Genomic DNA, 16,291 nt, shown 5'->3' on the forward strand with positions numbered 1-16,291 from the left:
TGCTCAGCCGCCATCGGCTACTTGATTCCCACGATCATCGAATGGGGGCCGGCGAGATGTTCGAAGCGCACGTCGGTAAAACCTGCCTCACGCATCCAGCCAATGCCGTTGGCGCGGGTGTAATCGAACCCGCCCCGCGTATTGACCAGCATATTGAGGCTCATCAGCAGCCCTGCGGCGTTCTGCCTTCGCTCGTCGTCGATGATCTGGTCGTGGACGATGAGCGCGCCGCGCTTCGGCAAGGCTGCGTAAGCCTTCGCCAGCAGCGTGCGCTTCACCTCAAGATTCCAGTCGTGAAGGATATGCCCCATCACCAGCACGTCGGCCGGAGGAAGCGGCTCCTTCAGGAAATCGCCGGGATGGAACCGGAGCCGGTCGGCAAGTCCGCGCCGCTCCGCATAGGCCTCGAATACCGGCCGCATCGGCGGCAGGTCGTAGCCGCCGCCTGTCAGGTGCGGATGGGCGCTGGCGATCTCGACGGGAACCCTGCCCTCGGCGGTGCCGATGTCGATAAAGGTGCGATAGTCTGTCCAGGGGAACCGCCGGGCAAGCGCCTCAGCGGCCTGAAGACTGCCGCCGGTCATCGCCTGCGCGAACATGACCAGATTGTCCGGATTGGAATAGAGCATGTCGAAGAGGTCTTCGTCGTCTTCGGTGCCGTTCTGCGGCTTGCCGGTCCTGAGCGCTTCGGTAAGCGAGGCCCAGTTGGCGTAGATCCGCGTGGCGGCCACGGCGAGCATTCCGCCCACATAGGTCGGCTTGCCGCGGTCGAGATAGCGGTCGGTCGCCGGGGTATTTCGATAGATGTCGCCCTCGCGCTCTAGCATGCCGAGCGCGACAAGCGCGTCGAGGAAATCCCGCGCTCCGCGCCGATGCAATCCAAGGCGCTTTTGCAAGGCTTCCCCATCAAGAGGTCCGGAGGCCAGCTCCGTGAAAAGCCCGAGTTCGACGGCGCTTAGCAACGTCTTCGATGCCCAGAAACCGAGACCGAGCTGCAGGATGCCTTCCGGCGAACAAGCTTCGCTCTCCGCAACTGTCATGTGATTAGCAGCTGTAGTGCTCATCGGTGCCTCCATGTCATGCGCGGCCGCGCGACAGGCCTGGCTGGACCGGTTGTCGCGTTCCGCAGATAGGCGAGGTGTTTTATCGAGCGACGCGGCGCCGATGGCGCCTTCTGAGTGAGGCGTCGAGTTTCTCGTGGAGAGGCTGCAGCCGCGACTGAATGTCAGGATCGGTCACACGCCTACCGGCCCTTCTTGCGGAAATCTCGATTCCCTTGATCTGCCCTTCAAGCGCTCTGCGCACTTCGTGCGGAAAGATGCCGTTTCGATACATTTTCACGCTCCTCGTTTGGAGTACGGAGCCCGATGATCGAACGATTGAGCTACGGGATGATTTCAATGGAATCGGAGTTTGATTACAGCTGTAATGGCGGGAGGCCCCTTGCGCCGCAATTGCGGCGCCCCGGTCTTAATGAAGATGGTGGGCGAGACAGTGCGCGATCGCGTTCGACAGCAGCGGCTTCCTGATGACCTCGCTTATGCCTGCCGCCTTGAGCTGACGCGAACTCAGCGGACGGCCGTATCCCGTCATCAGGACGATCGGCAGATCCTGCCGGATCTTGTGCAGTTGGCCGGAAAACTCGATGCCCGTCATCTCCGGCATGATCTCGTCCGTCAGCACCAGGTCGAAGCGTGCCGGATCGGTGCGGAATGCACTGAGAGCGGCAGGAGGCCGGTCGAAGCCGACCGGCTCGTAGCCGAGCGCGGCAAGCATCTCCTCGGCAAGCCGCACGAGCGGCGTATCGTCGTCCACGACAAGGATCGTCTCACCGTTGCCGTGGTGGACAGAAGTCTCGACGGTCTCGGCCTCATCTTCCTCCGGGGCGGCGCCTTCGATCCGCGGGAAATAGATCTCGAAGGTCGTGCCCTCGCCAATCTGGCTCTTCACGTCCACTGCGCCCCCGAGCGCGGCGATGATGCCGTGTACCGTCGAAAGGCCAAGCCCCGTGCCCTGCCCCGCCGGCTTGGTCGTGAAGAACGGCTCGAAGATGCGCTCCATGGTCGCTCGATCCATGCCGATGCCGGTATCCCTGACAGTCAGGCGAATGTAGTCGCCGGGAGGCATGTTGCCGTGCGACAGCGTCAAGGGCACTTCGGACTCCAGCGTACCGAGGTCGATCTCCAGCACACCGCGGTTGTTCATCGCCTGCGCTGCGTTCGTGCCGAGATTCATGACGACCTGCTGAAGCTCGGTCGGGTCGCCCATCATCGAGGCAGCCGCAGCCGCAAGACGTGTCTCCACCAAGAGTGTTGCGGGAAAGGAGGCGCGCAGCAGGCCGACCGTCTCCACGACGACGGGCTCCACCCGAAGGGGCTGATAGTGCCGCTCGCGGCGGCGGCCGAAGGCGAGAATTTGCTCCGTGACATTCTGCGCCCGCGCGCCGGCCTTCATGATCTGTTGCACATAGCTGCGCGCGCGCGACTCCTTTAACAGGACCGCCAGCGCCATCTCGCCATAGCCGAGAATGGCCCCGAGGATATTGTTGAACTCGTGTGCGACGCCGCCGGCAAGCGTTCCGATCGCTTCCAGCCGCTGCGACTGGTTGAGGCGCGCCTGAAGCGCTTCGCGTTCGTGTTCGATGCGCTCGCGCGCGATTGCGTTTGCGAAAATCTCGGCTGCGGTGCGCAGGAGAGCAATGTCGTCGTCGGCCCAATGTTTCTCGTCCGTTACGGAATCGAGCGCCAGAAAGCCCAGCCGCTCGCCGGCATGCGACATCGGTATGCCGAGCCAGGCTCGCAGTTGATATGCCTGCAGGCGCGTCTTCTCCGGCCCCTCCGGAAGCTCGCTGACACGCGGAACGTAGATCGCGCCCTGACGCTCGTAGTCCTTCAGCGTCCAGGTCGACGCGAGCTCCAGAATATCCTCCGGCGGGCATGGCGGCGTGTTCACGCCCGGGCGGCGATAGGCGTAGCCGCCGTTGCCGTCGCAGGTGTGGCTGACGGCGATCTGCGCGCCATCTGGGCCGGCGTGCTCCACTAGGCGCTGGAGGCCCTTGCTAATGTCGGCACGGATCCGGCCACGCGGAAGATTGATGAACTCGGTCGAGATCGAGGCGATCAGGCGCTCGAAATCGAGCCGCTCCTTCAGGGTCTGCGCGTTGTGGCGCAGACGGACGAACAAATAGGCGATATAACCCACGAGGACCAGCGCAGCGACATAAAGCAGCGCCTGAAACATTGCGGCGCGCGCGGCAGCCTGCCCATGTGCCTCGAGATAAACGTCCTGAAGCGCCCGTGCGCGCTCGCTCGTGGGGGAAGCCTGGAGGCGGGCGACAAGACCGTCGACTGCGGGCAGCGTCGTGACGATGAGCCGGCCGTGAGAGACAAGCGAGCGGACCTCGCTTGCCAATGCCATGTCGAGGGATGGCCTGGCAAGCCTGTCGAGCGGGGCGGCAACGGCTCTTGCCGCCTCCGGTTGGGGATCGTTGATAAACCGCGACATCGCGATCGTCAGAGCCCCGATCTCGACGGCTCGGAGACCGTCTCCTTCGGCAGCGAGCCGGCCGCTGGTGTAGTTGAAATAGTTCAGCGAGTTCTGGAGCAGCGCGTTGCTCGATTTGAAGGACTCGACGAGCGTTTCCTCGTCGCGCACCGCAGCGGCCACGTCGGCGACGCGCCGATCGATCTCAACCCTCGCTTCACCGCTTGCGACCTCGCTGGCGGCCGCCAAGCTCGCCATCGCCTCATCGAGCCTCGCAATCGCACGGACGAGCGGATCGTAGCTGCGCAGAAGTCCCGCCCGGGCCCGCAGCACGTCACGCTGGAGGGCCGCGTTGTACAGGATGACGGTTCTCACCGCATCGAGCGTGCGTTCGTGGCGCTGAGTGTCAGGCGCCGCACCTTGTACCAGCAGGTAGGTGAGCATGATGAGCAGGCCGGCAACGATCGCGGCCAGGGGACGCAGCGACGTCATTGCTCGAGACGCTCGGCTGCGCTGGTCAGCGGCCGGCCGCGATATTCACCGGTCAACGTGCCCAGGAATTTGACGATGAGATCGGCATCGCGCTGATCGAGCTCCCGGCCGAGCTGGTTACGCGCCATGATCTTCACCGCCTCGCCGAGGGATCCGGTGCGGCCGTCGTGAAAATACGGAGACGTCACGGCAACATTGCGCAAGCTGGGGACACGGAACACATGTCGGTCGGCCTCGGCGCGGGTGATCGCGAAGCGGCCCTGATCCGCCTCCGAGAGTGCTTTCTGGCCGGCAAACGGATCCTGGAAGATGCCGAATTTCTGGAAAAGGTTGCCGCCCACATTTGCGCCCTGGTGGCACGCGACGCACCCATATGCCTTGAAGAGCTGATAGCCGTGCTCTTCGTCCGCCGTGATGGCGTCGCGCTCGCCCTTGAGATAGCGGTCGAAGCGCGCATCGGGCGTGATCAGCGACCGCTGGAAGACGGCCAGCGCGTCGAGCACCGTCGCCCTGCTGGCAGCCTCGCCGTAGATCCTGGCAAAGCGCTCTGCATAATTCCGGTCGGAGCGCAGCTTCGGCAGCAATTCATCCCAGCTCGTGTTCATGAGCTTGTCATCGAGCAGGACCGCCTCGTTCTGCTCCTCAAAGGTGTCGAAATTGCCGCGCCAATTCAGCCGGAAGCTGAAGGCCGAATTGAAGACGGTCGGGGCATTGAAATCGAGCGATTCTCCGTCTGCTGCCACGGAGCGGGCCTGGCCGTCGTCACCGCTGAGCTCGAGCCTGTGACAGGAGCTGCAGGCAAAGACACCGTCGTGCGACAGCCTGGCGTCGTGGAACAGACCCTCGCCAAGCGCAATCTTCGCCTGGTCGGAAGGCCCGGCCGCTACGAGCGGAGCAATCGGCTCTTCGGGCAAGGGCGCAGGCTGTTTCATCAGGGCCAGCGCCGGTGCCGCCATTGCCAGGCAAAGCGGAACAAAAAGCCCCGCCCAATCCTTACCAATATGCCCATGCGTCATCGAGCAAGCCTGTGGTAGGGGCGTTCGGCCGTGACGATTATCGGCACCCGGCCAATAAATCGCCGAAGATCGATGTTTAATAAAGCAGCGACTCGGCCAGAGGTTCCACGTTTGCGGACGGCGGACATGTCAGCTGCACAAAACACGCATCAGGATCAGCCGCCGAACGGCGGAGCCGAGCCGGGAACGGCATCGAAGCATATCCTCGTCGTTGACGACGATCCCGACATCCGCGATATGCTGACCAACTACCTCGTGGCCGAGAACTTCAAGGTCACCGCCGTCGCCGGCAGCCAAGCCATGGCGCGGATCTTCAGCGAACGGCCGGTGGACCTGTTGATCCTCGACATGAGGCTTGCCGGCGAAGACGGGCTCGACATCATGCGCCAGCTTGGCAGCCCGCCGGAGGCCCCCATCATCATCATCACTGGCCACCGGCGCGACGAGGCGGACCGCATCGTCGGCCTGGAGCTCGGAGCCGACGACTACATCACGAAGCCCTTCAGCCTCAGGGAGCTGCTCGCGCGGGTTCGCGCCGTGCTCCGGCGATCGCAGGTGGCACAGCGGCATTCGGGCAGCAAGAAGCGGGTACGATGCCGCTTCGCCGGCTGGGAGCTCGACATGCGCACGCGGCGCCTGATATCGCCGGCCGGCGAACCAACGCCGCTGACCACCGGCGAGTTCAACCTGCTTGCCGCGTTTCTGCAGTCGCCGCAGCAAATCCTCAGCCGCGAGCAGCTTCTCATTGCGAGCCGGATGCACGACGAGGAGGTGTTCGACCGCAGCATCGACGTGCAGATCCTGCGCCTGCGCCGCAAGCTCGAGGTCAACCCCAGCGAGCCGAAGCTCATCACCACCGAGCGGGGCGCCGGCTACATGTTCGCCACTGCCGTCGAGCTGCTGTGATGTTGTTGTCGTATTCCGCTTTCATTCCCATAGGTGCTCGCGGAGTGAAAGGTCGAAGCAAGCGCGAAGCATCGGCCGAGTTGATGGTGAGGCATGAGGCGGTCGTAGTACGAATTGGACGGACAGCGTAGGATGCTCCCGTACGGTTTGCTCATCAAAAGTCCGCGATTAGGTACTGCCACCAACCATCGAATTGCGAATCTCTAGCCTTAAGATAAAGGGCGCCGTCGCGCGAATGTTTCACGTCCCATTGACCTTTCCTCGTTACTATTCCCGGTCTCTGCAATATTGAAGACAAACCATGCTGATCCGCCAAGGGCACGAACGTAACGACCAGATTGACAGAAAGCTTGCCTCTTGCCTGGCGGCGATAGCCGGCGCGCTCAACGCGGCTGCATTTTACGCAGTCGGCTTCTTTTCCGCGAATATGACCGGAAACGTCTCCACCTTTTCCGACCATATTGCCGTCGGCGCGTGGCTTTCTGCCCTGTTTTACCTTGCGATCATCGTCACCTTCATCCTGGGCGCGACCGTCTCGACGCTGCTCATCAATGCCGGGCGCCGACGCAATATGCATGCGATCTACGCTTACAGTATCTTGACGGAAGGGATACTGCTTGCAGTACTCGGCTGTGCCGATCTTTGGCTGCTCGGAGAATGGCGCGCACCGGTTCTGGTGATTGGCCTCGCTTTTCTCATGGGCCTTCAAAATGCAGTCGTCACGCGCATTTCTAACGCGCGGGTGAGGACTACGCATATTTCGGGCATGGCAACCGATATCGGCATCGAGCTTGGAACGGCGTTCGACATCCTGCGCGGAAGCGAGCGGCCGAGTGAGGCGCAACAGAACCGTGCCAAGCTCCTTTTGCATGCCCAGACGATCCTTGCCTTCCTGTTCGGCGGGATCCTGGGCGTCCTGGTCTATCGCGCCGCCGGCGGCTTCCTGCTTATCGCAACTGCTGCACTGTTGCTGGCGATTGCCATGACCGGCATTTCCCGCGTGCGGCAGCAGCGCGCGCAGGCCACTTCGTGACTGCTCCGTAACTATCTCGCTCAGCGCCTTCGGCGTGTCCGATCTGACCCGTGAGGACAGCGACATGTTCGCTGGGCGCGCGCCACATGTCGATTTATTCCTGACAGATCCTCTGCTGCGTTCGAAAAAATCCGGCGAAAATGCATCGTTAAGCGCCAGACTTAAAAGGGGAAGTTGAACTTTTCAGAACGACAAAAGCGACTTTGGGAATAGCCCTGCGCCACATCGGAAGCAAAGCTTTAAAAATTTACCGTAAGATGATGTTATGTAAGTAATATATCAATTAAAGATCGGTAGGTGGCCGCGGTGCGAAGCCATTTCGGCTGCGCGCGCACCGCATCGCGCTGCGTCAGAGGCGCTGCAGGCAGAAGGAAAAATGCGCATCCGGATCCAGTGTCATATATTCGAAACGCCATGCGTATTCCGCGCAGAACTTGTTGACGGCTTCCACGACGCCATAAACGATCGGCTTTACGGTGTTACCGGTGCAGAAATCGTGGCCCGCAATGCGCCCGCCACGATTGACCTTGCTGTTTGCTAGGACCAGCTCCTTCCAGGTGAGATCGAAGGAATGGTCCGTGTCGATATAGAGCCAGTCGAAAAAACCGTCGTCGAACGTGCTCAAAGCGTCGAGCGACGTACCCTGCCTTATCACCACCGTTCCGTCGGCTATTTCATCAGCGAATTTCTCGCTCACCGTCGTGATACCCGCCGAGTAGCGATCCATCCCCCACGGATCGATCAGGAACAGCTTTGCGGGGTGATTCCGCTTGAGAATTTCAGACGTGAACTCGCCTTCGGCGACCCCGATCTCGGCCGCAACTGCATGATTCGGAAGGCGATAGAGAAGCTCGTTTCGATCAGGCAGCAGCTTGGCGCCTTCGGTATGGACAAAATCGAGCTTTGTACGAGGTGTGCTGTTCCTTAGGCGTAGCCGCTCTTCGCGCGTTTTCACTCTATGCTCCAGTACGGATGGTTTCTTCTGACACGGCACAACACCGGTGTTGCCGCGACCCAGCCCATCTCTATACGCAAGTCCCGCATCGCGAAAGCGTGCGAGACCAAGGAGTCGTCCTTTGCGGTTCACAATAATCTGACGCGTACGTGCATCGCACATGGCCTGATGATGGCGGGTTTGAAAAAATTGGAGAAAAAACCCGGCGATGGTCTTGCAGTTCTGCGCCGATATCGGTAGAGAGCCTTCACGCTGGATGTTGCGGCATCGAGGGCGATTAGCTCAGTTGGTAGAGCGCCTCGTTTACACCGAGGATGTCGGGAGTTCGAGTCTCTCATCGCCCACCATTCCTTTATTTACTCATTGATTATTCATCGCTTTTTCCCTCGTTTGTCTCAGCGAGCGATACCTCGTTGGTATCGTTCGCAAATCGCACTTCACCCTTGAACCCACCGCCGCCTTCTCGATGAAAAGCTTAAATAAGGCGGCGACGGCTCCGGACCAGACGGCACGGGTATCGTGTGCAAAAATTCGAAATTGCATTCAGAGCGTGAACGGACAGGTCAAGCCGCGCATCAGTGAGCGTACCGACACCGGGTTGGCAGCTCCTGCGAAGGACATCTGAAGATAGGCGCGCGCCCCCTTGGCACGGACATCGACCAGGAACCGCCGGCCGGCCTCGCGGGGCCGCAGGCGCGACCCGTCCAGAAACCGCAACAGGCCCCATGGACCGCTTGCGCTCTTCTTCTCGACCGCAGGACCCGTATCGAAGGATATCTCAAAGCCTTGCCCGGGCGAGGCCCCGGGCCAGTTCAAGGTGACCGACTCTCCGGAAGTGACGACCGGAGCATGAGCGCCGCCGATCGAGACGGTCGCGGCTCCTCGTTGGGCGAGCGCCTCCAGCACAATCGGGACGTTGGGCGATGCTCCCTTTTGAAAAAGGGCCTCGCCAACGGCAACCGCCCTTTGGAGAAAGGCCGCGCTTTCGGGTGAATAGCCCGAAAGCCGCGCTTCCGGCTTCCAGCGCCACGGTGTCGTCGACGTGTCCATCAAGTGTGCCAGTTGAGCCCGGAAATACCTTTCTATGCTGCCGTCCGGCGCGAAGATCCGCGCGACTTCGGCCATGTCCGCATCCGGCCCATCAAAGAACGGATAATGGCCGCTTACGGCGGCCTGGCAGGCGGCCGCAACCTGAGAGCCCCAAGGTGATTGTGGTGACTGTGGAGGCTGCGGTGCCTGAGGTGTCTCTTTTGGGACATGATCCGCAGCAACCTCCGGCGCTTTTGGGGCAGCCGTCTGAGAGATCACGTCCTCGACGATCTGGACGACCAGAAGCGGGGCTTGCTGCAAGGCAACGATCGAGTTGGCGCGCTCCTGTGCGTCCATGAGGGATTTCTTGCCGATCTCCGCATCCTCATCGAGAACGGAGAGAGCCACGTTCAGCGAGACAAAGAGCTGCGAGATCTCCGACATCCGGCTCTGCTCCACGAACTGAATAGCCGGACCCAATGCCGCTGCGATCCTAAGCTGGTTGGCATGGCTTCGGCTGCGATCGTTCCCGCCGGACTGGCGCCATGCCTCGCGGATAAGTGCCGAGAGCGGCGAGTTGCGTGCGCTCAGCGCACCGCTGATCACGACAGCAGTGGGTTGGTCTGTGAACGGCCTCACGCGAAGCTCACCCAGATACTGCGTCCATGCCTCAAGCGTACGCTTTTGAAGGAGATCCATCACCGCTTCCGTGGTCGTCGTGCCGCCCGAGGAGAGCACCGTTACGGCCTCGGACGTTGCCCGGCGGATCGCGTCGGCGGCGTCCGACTTCGCATAGTTCCATCCAGCCTCCGTATAGAGACCGGGAACTCCACGCTCGATCGGCAGGCCTGACCGGTGGATCAAGATCGTGTCGAGACCGGGGGCCGCCTGACCGAGAGACCAGGGAGGAAGAGCTGCCGTCTTTTCGGCACGTGTCAGTTCGAGCAAGGCCCGCTCACTCGCCAAGCCTTCAGCAGCGAATTGCCGCGCCTGGGCGATCGTTTCGGGATCTGGAGATGGAAGTCCCGGCTGCGCCTTCGGCATGGCAGCAACATGCTCGGCCAGTAAAGCAAGTTCGGGGAAGGTCTCGACGCGATCGGCGACCCAGCCCCCCAGAAACCTGGGCTGCCAGTCCGATGTCCCCTTCAGTATCGACCAAGCGCGGAGGGAATCGTAGAGCGCATTAGCCTCCCCTTCCGTGGCAAGCGCAACAGCCAGTGCCTCGGCGAGTGGCTCGGCAACCAAGGCTTCGGCCGCCTCGCCATAGCGACGGCGCGCCGCCGCAGCGGGATCGACCATCTCGATATGGTGAATGAGGCCAAGCGGTGAGCGGGCGGCCTCCTGCTCAACGAGCCGGACCGCCGCCACGAAGGCATCGAGCTGAGCCGCCCGCGCTGCTGGCGTGGCGGCCTTGCCAGCTTCCACAACGCTCCGGACGTCGGGCAATTGTGCCAGCCGCCGCTCTCGAAACTGCCATTCGGCCCACCCGGCCCAGGCGACCAGCATCGCGAAGAACAGAGCCACCGCAAGAAAGACAAGGCCGTGATCTGCTCGCGTTCTGTGCTGCTCCTCCTTCGACTGTGCAGCCTGAACGGCTTCACTGCAATGCCCGAGAAAACGCGCCAGATCGCGCCGCGCCAGACCCCCTTTCGCGGCCTGGACGGCCCTTTCGGCGAGACCATCGGCGCCAATCATGTGGCTGATCGGAAGGGCGGCCGCGAGCGCACGCTCCCATCGTTTGATTGGCAGCGCCGGATTGCTGCGCGCACGGACATCGAGCAAAGCGACGAGCGCGTCCCGCGCATCCAGGATCCAGTCCGGCGGAACGTTCCTGCGGCGTCCTTCTTTCTCGAACTCGGCCACGAGCATGCGGGCGGTCGCGGCTAACTCCTGCGGATCGGGCCGCTTCTCGCTTTCGGCCCGCTTCGCGAGGCCAAGCAGCGGCTCGGCCAATGCCGGAAGCACGTCCGCTCCCGCACCATCGCGCCCCGGAGGTTGGACATAGTCTCTCACAGTTTGCCCTCCGCGGCCCATTTGCGAAGCAGCGCTTCACCCACTTCAAAATGCATGGAATCTTCGCGGCTATAGCCAGCACCCCAATACCAGCCGGCATCGTTGAAGAACTCTGCGAGCACCACAAGTCCGAACTGCGTGCTGCTATCTCCCAATCTGTCGAGGTTCTTCTTGAGTGTCAGATCGACGGCCGCGCCCCAGGCATGCGACGACACAGACCTGTTCGAGCCTCGCACATAACGCACGCACAGCGCACCAGCCGTGCCGATCGCGGCATAGATATCCGGTTCCTCCTTTCGGAGACGCTCCATGATCTGCCCCAGCGAATCGAGGGCGGGCCTGATCATCGTCAGGCGGAAATGTCCTATGTCTCGGCTTTCCAGGGTTTTCAGCAATTTCGGGTTGGTGACCGGCTGGCAGCTTGTGGAATACACACTTCGCGGCTCGCCAAGGATTTGGCGGAGCACTGCCGGGGTCGGGCGTATGATGCCCTCGTTGAAGCGCTTCTTCGCCAGCTGCATCGGCTCTGTCATATTTTCGGTCTCCTCGGGCGGCGCCATACCGCCGAACTGGTCGATCGAAAATGACTGCTGGCTCAGAGGTTCCCCGGGCGGCGGGCTGACGGCGGTGCTTGGCGGGACGGGCTCGGGGCGCGGCGCCTCCGCCAGTTCTTTCACTTTTCCCTCTAGTTCTGTCACCTTTCTTTTGACCGAGTTCAGTTCAGCTCGCAGCGACTGGATCTCTCTGTCCTGCTGAGCGAACTGTTGAGTTAGCCGATCGATCCTTCCTGCATTCGGATCACGGTCCGTGTCTCGAAGCAGGTCGCCAACAAACGCGAATACGGCCGCCGCAAGAATGACGCTCATTCCAATGACGACAGCCGCAATCGGATTTAGTGGCCTCAAGGCGCTACATCTCCGTCAATCCGAATCACTATCACAGAGACATTGTCTGGAGCGCCGTGATCGAGAGCGGCGGCTACCAGTCGCCGGCAGGCGGCATCTGGGCTCGGCGCGTTCAAGTGAGCGATGATCTCGGGCTCGGCAAGACAATCGGTCAATCCATCGGAACAAAGGAGCAGAAAATCGCCCGGCTCCAGCGCGACCTCGACGGAGTCCACGTCCAGACGGTCGGCGGCGCCGATTGCCCGAGTAACAACGTGGGATTGTGGGTGCTGCCGGACAGCGGCGGGGCTAAGGTGCCCGTCATCGAGAAGTTCCTGCACCACCGAATGGTCGCGCGTGAGTTGCAGCAGCTCACCTCCTCGCGAACGATAGGCCCGGCTATCTCCCACCCAAGCGATTGTCGTCGCTCCGCCGTCGATGAGTGCCGCGACCACTGTAGCACCCATCTGTGCCACATTGGCCGAAGCCGCCCACCGCCGGACGGCTGAATTGGCTGACTGCAGCGCAGCAACGAGGTGACCGCCGGAAACGGGAGTGTGCGGGATTAGCGCGAGCTGTTCGATGACCAGGTCAGCCGCGACGTCGCCGTAGCCGTAGCCGCCCATTCCGTCAGCTACTGCCCAAAGGACGCCCGAGGGATCGGTGAGAATCGCGTCTTCGTTGTTTGTTCGCACATGCCCGGTATGACTTAGTCCCGCTCCTTGCGGCCTGCCCGGCCGGTTAGGCACGCGCGTCGAAGCATTGTCCCGAGAATCCGGGGTCATGATCGGATGAACCCCATTAAATCGATCCGTCGCGAGAGCGGCTAGCGGATCGGTTGCCGCCAAAGTCATCCTATAGTAATTTCATAGGAGGCGAAACCTTTTTGCCAAAGGAGCGTAAGATGAAGCGCCTGCTGACCACCAAGCTGACGGTGTTTCTCGCTCTATTCTTCGTGACCCAAACTGATTTGGGTGCGCAGGAACTGAACGATTCGGCGCTTAAAGAGCGCTTTCAGCGACAGATCGAGTTGTTCAAGGCAGCACGGCTCGGAGCCACGCGTGGCCTGGTTCTTACCAACTCCAACTCCACGCCCAAAGCCGCGGCCATACCGGTGACAATTGCCACGCCCGAAACCGGCGCAGCCAAAACCGCTCCGGCTCCCGCTGCCCCTGCAGCCATTGCGCCCCAAGGGACCGAAGCTGCTCCAGCTGTCCCCGATGTAGGTCAGCCATCAACCCCGCAACCGACGGCGACATCACCGACAACCGCCGTATCCGCAGCGGCGACAAGCGATCCGCAGACATACTGGAAGCTGCCGCCCGACGACCAGATCAACGTCCGCGTAAATTTCGACTTCGATTCAGCGGCCATCGCTCCGCAGCAAAAGGCGATGCTGCAGAAGCTTTGCGGAGTAATAAAGGATATGGACATCAAACTCGTCCGTATCATCGGTCACACGGATGCTGTCGGAGGCGCAAGCTACAATCAGCACCTATCGGTGCTGCGCGCGAAGGAGGTAACCCGCTTCTTCACGGATGATTGCAACATCGCTCGGGAACGGCTCGAAGCAGTTGGCGCAGGCGAGCAGTTTCTTCTCAACCAGGAAAATCCGAAGGCCGACGAGAACAGGCGCGTAGAATTCCAGGCTGTGAGCTAACGGCGGCCGCAGCTGCTAGCGGCGTGAGCACGTTTCTTATTCAAACGCGTAAGTGAAGCCTTCGGCAGATGCTCCGACCGTGGCCTTGGTGAGGCGTTTGCCTTCGAGCGCCCAGTTCAGTACGCCTTGGCTCAGCGTCGGTAGAAGCGTGTTTGTCAGGATCGCGTCGATCATGCGCCCGCCCGATTCAACTTCGGTGCACCGAGCCTTGATCAATTCCAGAACCCCGTTCCCGATCACCAGTTCGGCGTCATGGCTGGCGCGCAGGCGGCGCGCGATCTCGGCGAAATGATGTTGTGTGATCGCATCGATCATTGAATCCGAGAGCGGGTAATAGGGCACGACAATCACCCGTCCGAGGAACGCTGGCGGAAACACTTTCAGCAGTGGCGGCCGCAGTGCGCTTTCGAGTTCCTCAAGCGGCGGCCGCGTCCTGCCGCCGTCTGTTCGCTTCATGATTACGTCCGAACCGACATTCGACGTCAGCAGGATAAGGGTGTTCCTGAAGTCGATCCGTCGGCCCTCGCTGTCGTCCATCATTCCCTTGTCGAAAACCTGGAAGAAGATCTCGTGCACATCCGGGTGCGCCTTCTCGACTTCATCGAGCAAGATGACGGAATAGGGTCGCCGCCGCACGGCTTCGGTCAGTACCCCTCCCTTGCCGTAGCCGACATAGCCGGGAGGGGCACCCTTGAGAGTGGAGACTGTGTGTGCCTCCTGAAACTCCGACATGTTGATGGAGATCAGATTCTGTTCGCCTCCATAGAGCGCTTCGGCGAGCGCCAGCGCCGTTTCTGTCTTGCCGACGCCTGAAGGGCCGCACAGCAGGAAAACGCCCACAGGCTTTTCAGGTGAGCCAAGTCCCGCACGGCTGGTTTGCACGCGCCGCGCGATCGATTCCATTGCAAACTCCTGGCCGACGACGCGCTCTCCCAGAACCTTGGCGAGCTGTAGCGCTTTTTCAGTCTGGCTGGTCAGCATCCGGCCGACGGGAATACCCGTCCAGTCCTGCACGACGGAGGCCACAGCGTTCCTGTCGACGGAAAGCAGGATGAGCGGCGTCTCGCCCTGAACGCCTGCAAGTTCCGCCATTAGCACCTTGAGCCGTGCAAGATCGGCGCCCTGGTTCGGGAGTACGCTATCGCCGCGCTCCTGCTCGGGGAGATCCACGTCGGCAGCCGCCGGCAATTCCGCGTCCGCCTCTCCCTCGGCCAGCACCGCATCGAGCTTAACTCCCTTTCCCCGTAGCCTTGCCCGTAGATCGAGGATTTTGGAGACCATTGACTGTTCTTTTTCCCAGCGGGCCTTTGCGGCAAGCAACGCGGATTCCGTCTCGGCGAGCGAGGCTTCGACCTTCGACGGGCGCTCTGCGACCTCGATGCCGATCGCAGCTTCGCGCCCGATGATGCCCTGCTCGACCTCGAGAGACTGCTTGCGCCGCAGAAGATCTTCGACCTCAGCCGGTGTCGCGTGCTGCGATACCGCCACGCGCGCGCAGGCCGTATCGAGTAGGCTGACTGCCTTGTCCGGCAGTTGGCGCGCGGGGATATAGCGATGCGAAAGGCTGACGGCTGTCTCGATGGCTTCGTCCAGAATCTGCACCTGGTGGTGCTTCTCCAGCACGCCTGCCACACCACGCAACATCAGGATGGCGGCTTCTTCATCAGGCTCTTCAACCTTGACCACCTGGAAGCGGCGGGTCAAAGCCGGGTCTTTCTCGATATGCTGCTTGTACTCTGCCCATGTCGTTGCAGCGATCGTGCGAAGCTCGCCACGCGCCAATGCCGGTTTAAGAAGATTTGCCGCGTCTCCCGTTCCCGCTGCCCCGCCTGCCCCGATCAGAGTATGAGCTTCATCGATGAAGAGGATGATCGGAGTTTCTGATGCCTGGACTTCCTCGATGACTGTCTTCAGCCGCTTCTCGAACTCACCCTTGACGCTCGCCCCCGCCTGCATCAAACCGATGTCCAGCAGGTGAAGCGCCACGCCTTTCAGCGGCGGCGGCACATCTCCTTCTGCAAGGCGGAGTGCAAAACCCTCGACCACCGCCGTCTTGCCCACTCCGGCTTCGCCGGTCAGGATCGGGTTATTCTGGCGCCGGCGCATGAGGATATCGACGATCTGACGGATCTCGGGATCCCGGCCCAGGACCGGGTCAACTTGGCCGTCGCGTGCGCGCCGGGTGAGGTCGGTTGCGTATTTCGCCAATGCGGAATCACCGCCCGCCGGGCGTTTTTTCCGGGACGGTTCTGGAGCTTCGGCCTTGCCGGCATTTTCGAGTGATCCGGCCAGCACGTCGTCCAGCCGGGGGATGACGGAATCCGCCTCGATCCGATCGAATTCGGCGCTGATCTTCAACAGAAGCCCGTCAAGTACCGCTACCTTTCTGCAGGCCAGCAGAACATGCACGCCGCGAACCTCTTCAGATCCGAACTGCAGGCTTGCCAGGCTCCAGGCCTCCTGGATGGCATGAAAGATGTGATCCGAAAACTCCTCGATGGAGGTCGCGCCATAGGGAAGCTTGTCTATCGCCCTCGCCATATCGGCAGCAAGCCGGCCGAGATCCACGCCAGCATCGTTGAGGATAAGCTGAAAATCTGCGCGGTCGACCAGGGCCAGCTGTTCGATCCAGTGAACGAGTTCGACATAGGGATTGCCGCGAAGCTTGGCCGCGTCGGCCGCCGCCTTGAAAGCGCGCAAGCAAACGGGATTGAGTTTGCCGACCAGTTCCTTGCGCTTGAAGCTCTGCTGCATGTCGGTCGGCTCCTATCATGTGATCTTGAATAGGGCGTCGCTGGTCTTCGATCGCTAGTCACAGCG

At 61.6% G+C, this 16,291-nt stretch carries 11 protein-coding genes and 1 tRNA gene; 4 read left to right on the forward strand and 8 right to left on the reverse strand.

From position 1 onward, the window contains the following. Positions 1-17: 17 nt before the first annotated feature. The 3 genes from N2599_RS27195 to N2599_RS27205 all read right to left on the reverse strand — a co-directional run bounded on the left by N2599_RS27195 (position 18) and on the right by N2599_RS27205 (position 4,991). Positions 18-1,064: a methyltransferase gene (locus N2599_RS27195; protein WP_244564513.1), complete on the reverse strand. Its 1,047-nt coding sequence runs from the start codon at positions 1,062-1,064 to the stop codon at positions 18-20. A gap of 406 nt (positions 1,065-1,470) precedes the next feature. Beyond that, a complete protein-coding gene (locus N2599_RS27200; protein WP_051336525.1) occupies positions 1,471-3,975 on the reverse strand; it encodes a two-component system VirA-like sensor kinase in 2,505 nt (834 codons plus the stop codon). Beyond that, complete coding sequence (locus N2599_RS27205) at positions 3,972-4,991, reverse strand: cytochrome-c peroxidase (protein ID WP_037141691.1); 1,020 nt, start codon at positions 4,989-4,991, stop codon at positions 3,972-3,974. Before N2599_RS27205 ends, N2599_RS27200 begins: the two co-directional genes overlap by 4 nt. A gap of 126 nt (positions 4,992-5,117) precedes the next feature. On the opposite strand from N2599_RS27205, the gene N2599_RS27210 reads away from it, so the two are divergent. Continuing rightward, the gene (locus N2599_RS27210; protein ID WP_084606435.1) at positions 5,118-5,897 is read left to right on the forward strand and encodes a response regulator; all 780 of its coding nucleotides are present in this window, start codon (positions 5,118-5,120) and stop codon (positions 5,895-5,897) included. Between the two features lie 301 nt (positions 5,898-6,198). Further along, a complete protein-coding gene (locus N2599_RS27215) occupies positions 6,199-6,930 on the forward strand; it encodes a YoaK family protein (RefSeq protein WP_027509578.1) in 732 nt (243 codons plus the stop codon). A 349-nt stretch (positions 6,931-7,279) separates the two neighbouring features. Here the strand turns inward: N2599_RS27215 and N2599_RS27220 are convergent, their stop codons facing one another. Continuing rightward, entirely contained in the window at positions 7,280-7,885 is a 606-nt protein-coding gene (locus N2599_RS27220) for a class I SAM-dependent methyltransferase (RefSeq protein WP_027509577.1), read from the reverse strand. A 271-nt stretch (positions 7,886-8,156) separates the two neighbouring features. Here N2599_RS27220 and N2599_RS27225 point away from each other — a divergent pair. Then, positions 8,157-8,232: transfer RNA gene (locus tag N2599_RS27225), tRNA-Val, on the forward strand. Between the two features lie 196 nt (positions 8,233-8,428). On the opposite strand, the gene N2599_RS27230 is transcribed toward N2599_RS27225, so the two are convergent. The 3 genes from N2599_RS27230 to N2599_RS27240 are packed head-to-tail and all read right to left on the reverse strand — an operon-like array spanning position 8,429 to position 12,596. Further along, positions 8,429-10,927: an ImcF-related family protein gene (locus N2599_RS27230; RefSeq protein WP_027509575.1), complete on the reverse strand. Its 2,499-nt coding sequence runs from the start codon at positions 10,925-10,927 to the stop codon at positions 8,429-8,431. Continuing rightward, positions 10,924-11,793 (reverse strand): M15 family metallopeptidase, encoded by an 870-nt coding sequence (locus N2599_RS27235; protein ID WP_051336539.1) that lies wholly within the window; start codon positions 11,791-11,793, stop codon positions 10,924-10,926. Before N2599_RS27235 ends, N2599_RS27230 begins: the two co-directional genes overlap by 4 nt. 35 nt (positions 11,794-11,828) lie before the next feature. After that, positions 11,829-12,596, reverse strand: a complete 768-nt coding sequence (locus N2599_RS27240) for a PP2C family protein-serine/threonine phosphatase (protein ID WP_027509573.1) — start codon at positions 12,594-12,596, stop codon at positions 11,829-11,831. Between the two features lie 119 nt (positions 12,597-12,715). Between N2599_RS27240 and N2599_RS27245 the strand changes: the two genes are divergently transcribed. After that, the gene (locus tag N2599_RS27245) at positions 12,716-13,471 is read left to right on the forward strand and encodes an OmpA family protein (protein WP_027509572.1); all 756 of its coding nucleotides are present in this window, start codon (positions 12,716-12,718) and stop codon (positions 13,469-13,471) included. Between the two features lie 36 nt (positions 13,472-13,507). Here the strand turns inward: N2599_RS27245 and tssH are convergent, their stop codons facing one another. After that, positions 13,508-16,225, reverse strand: coding sequence for a type VI secretion system ATPase TssH (gene tssH, locus N2599_RS27250; protein ID WP_027509571.1), 2,718 nt, complete (start codon positions 16,223-16,225; stop codon positions 13,508-13,510). Positions 16,226-16,291 lie beyond the last annotated feature (66 nt).

Origin of the sequence: Rhizobium sullae, assembly GCF_025200715.1 — a bacterium.
GTDB classification, from domain to species: domain Bacteria; phylum Pseudomonadota; class Alphaproteobacteria; order Rhizobiales; family Rhizobiaceae; genus Rhizobium; species Rhizobium sullae.

What these genes read in the sequence shown, in the direction of transcription:
- N2599_RS27195 (WP_244564513.1), bottom strand. Translation starts at nt 1,064, where the DNA reads ATGAGCACTACAGCTGCTAATCACATGACAGTTGCGGAGAGCGAAGCT.
- N2599_RS27200 (WP_051336525.1), bottom strand. Translation starts at nt 3,975, where the DNA reads ATGACGTCGCTGCGTCCCCTGGCCGCGATCGTTGCCGGCCTGCTCATC.
- N2599_RS27205 (WP_037141691.1), bottom strand. Translation starts at nt 4,991, where the DNA reads ATGACGCATGGGCATATTGGTAAGGATTGGGCGGGGCTTTTTGTTCCG.
- N2599_RS27210 (WP_084606435.1), top strand. Translation starts at nt 5,118, where the DNA reads ATGTCAGCTGCACAAAACACGCATCAGGATCAGCCGCCGAACGGCGGA.
- N2599_RS27215 (WP_027509578.1), top strand. Translation starts at nt 6,199, where the DNA reads ATGCTGATCCGCCAAGGGCACGAACGTAACGACCAGATTGACAGAAAG.
- N2599_RS27235 (WP_051336539.1), bottom strand. Translation starts at nt 11,793, where the DNA reads ATGAGCGTCATTCTTGCGGCGGCCGTATTCGCGTTTGTTGGCGACCTG.
- N2599_RS27240 (WP_027509573.1), bottom strand. Translation starts at nt 12,596, where the DNA reads ATGACCCCGGATTCTCGGGACAATGCTTCGACGCGCGTGCCTAACCGG.
- N2599_RS27245 (WP_027509572.1), top strand. Translation starts at nt 12,716, where the DNA reads ATGAAGCGCCTGCTGACCACCAAGCTGACGGTGTTTCTCGCTCTATTC.
- tssH (WP_027509571.1), bottom strand. Translation starts at nt 16,225, where the DNA reads ATGCAGCAGAGCTTCAAGCGCAAGGAACTGGTCGGCAAACTCAATCCC.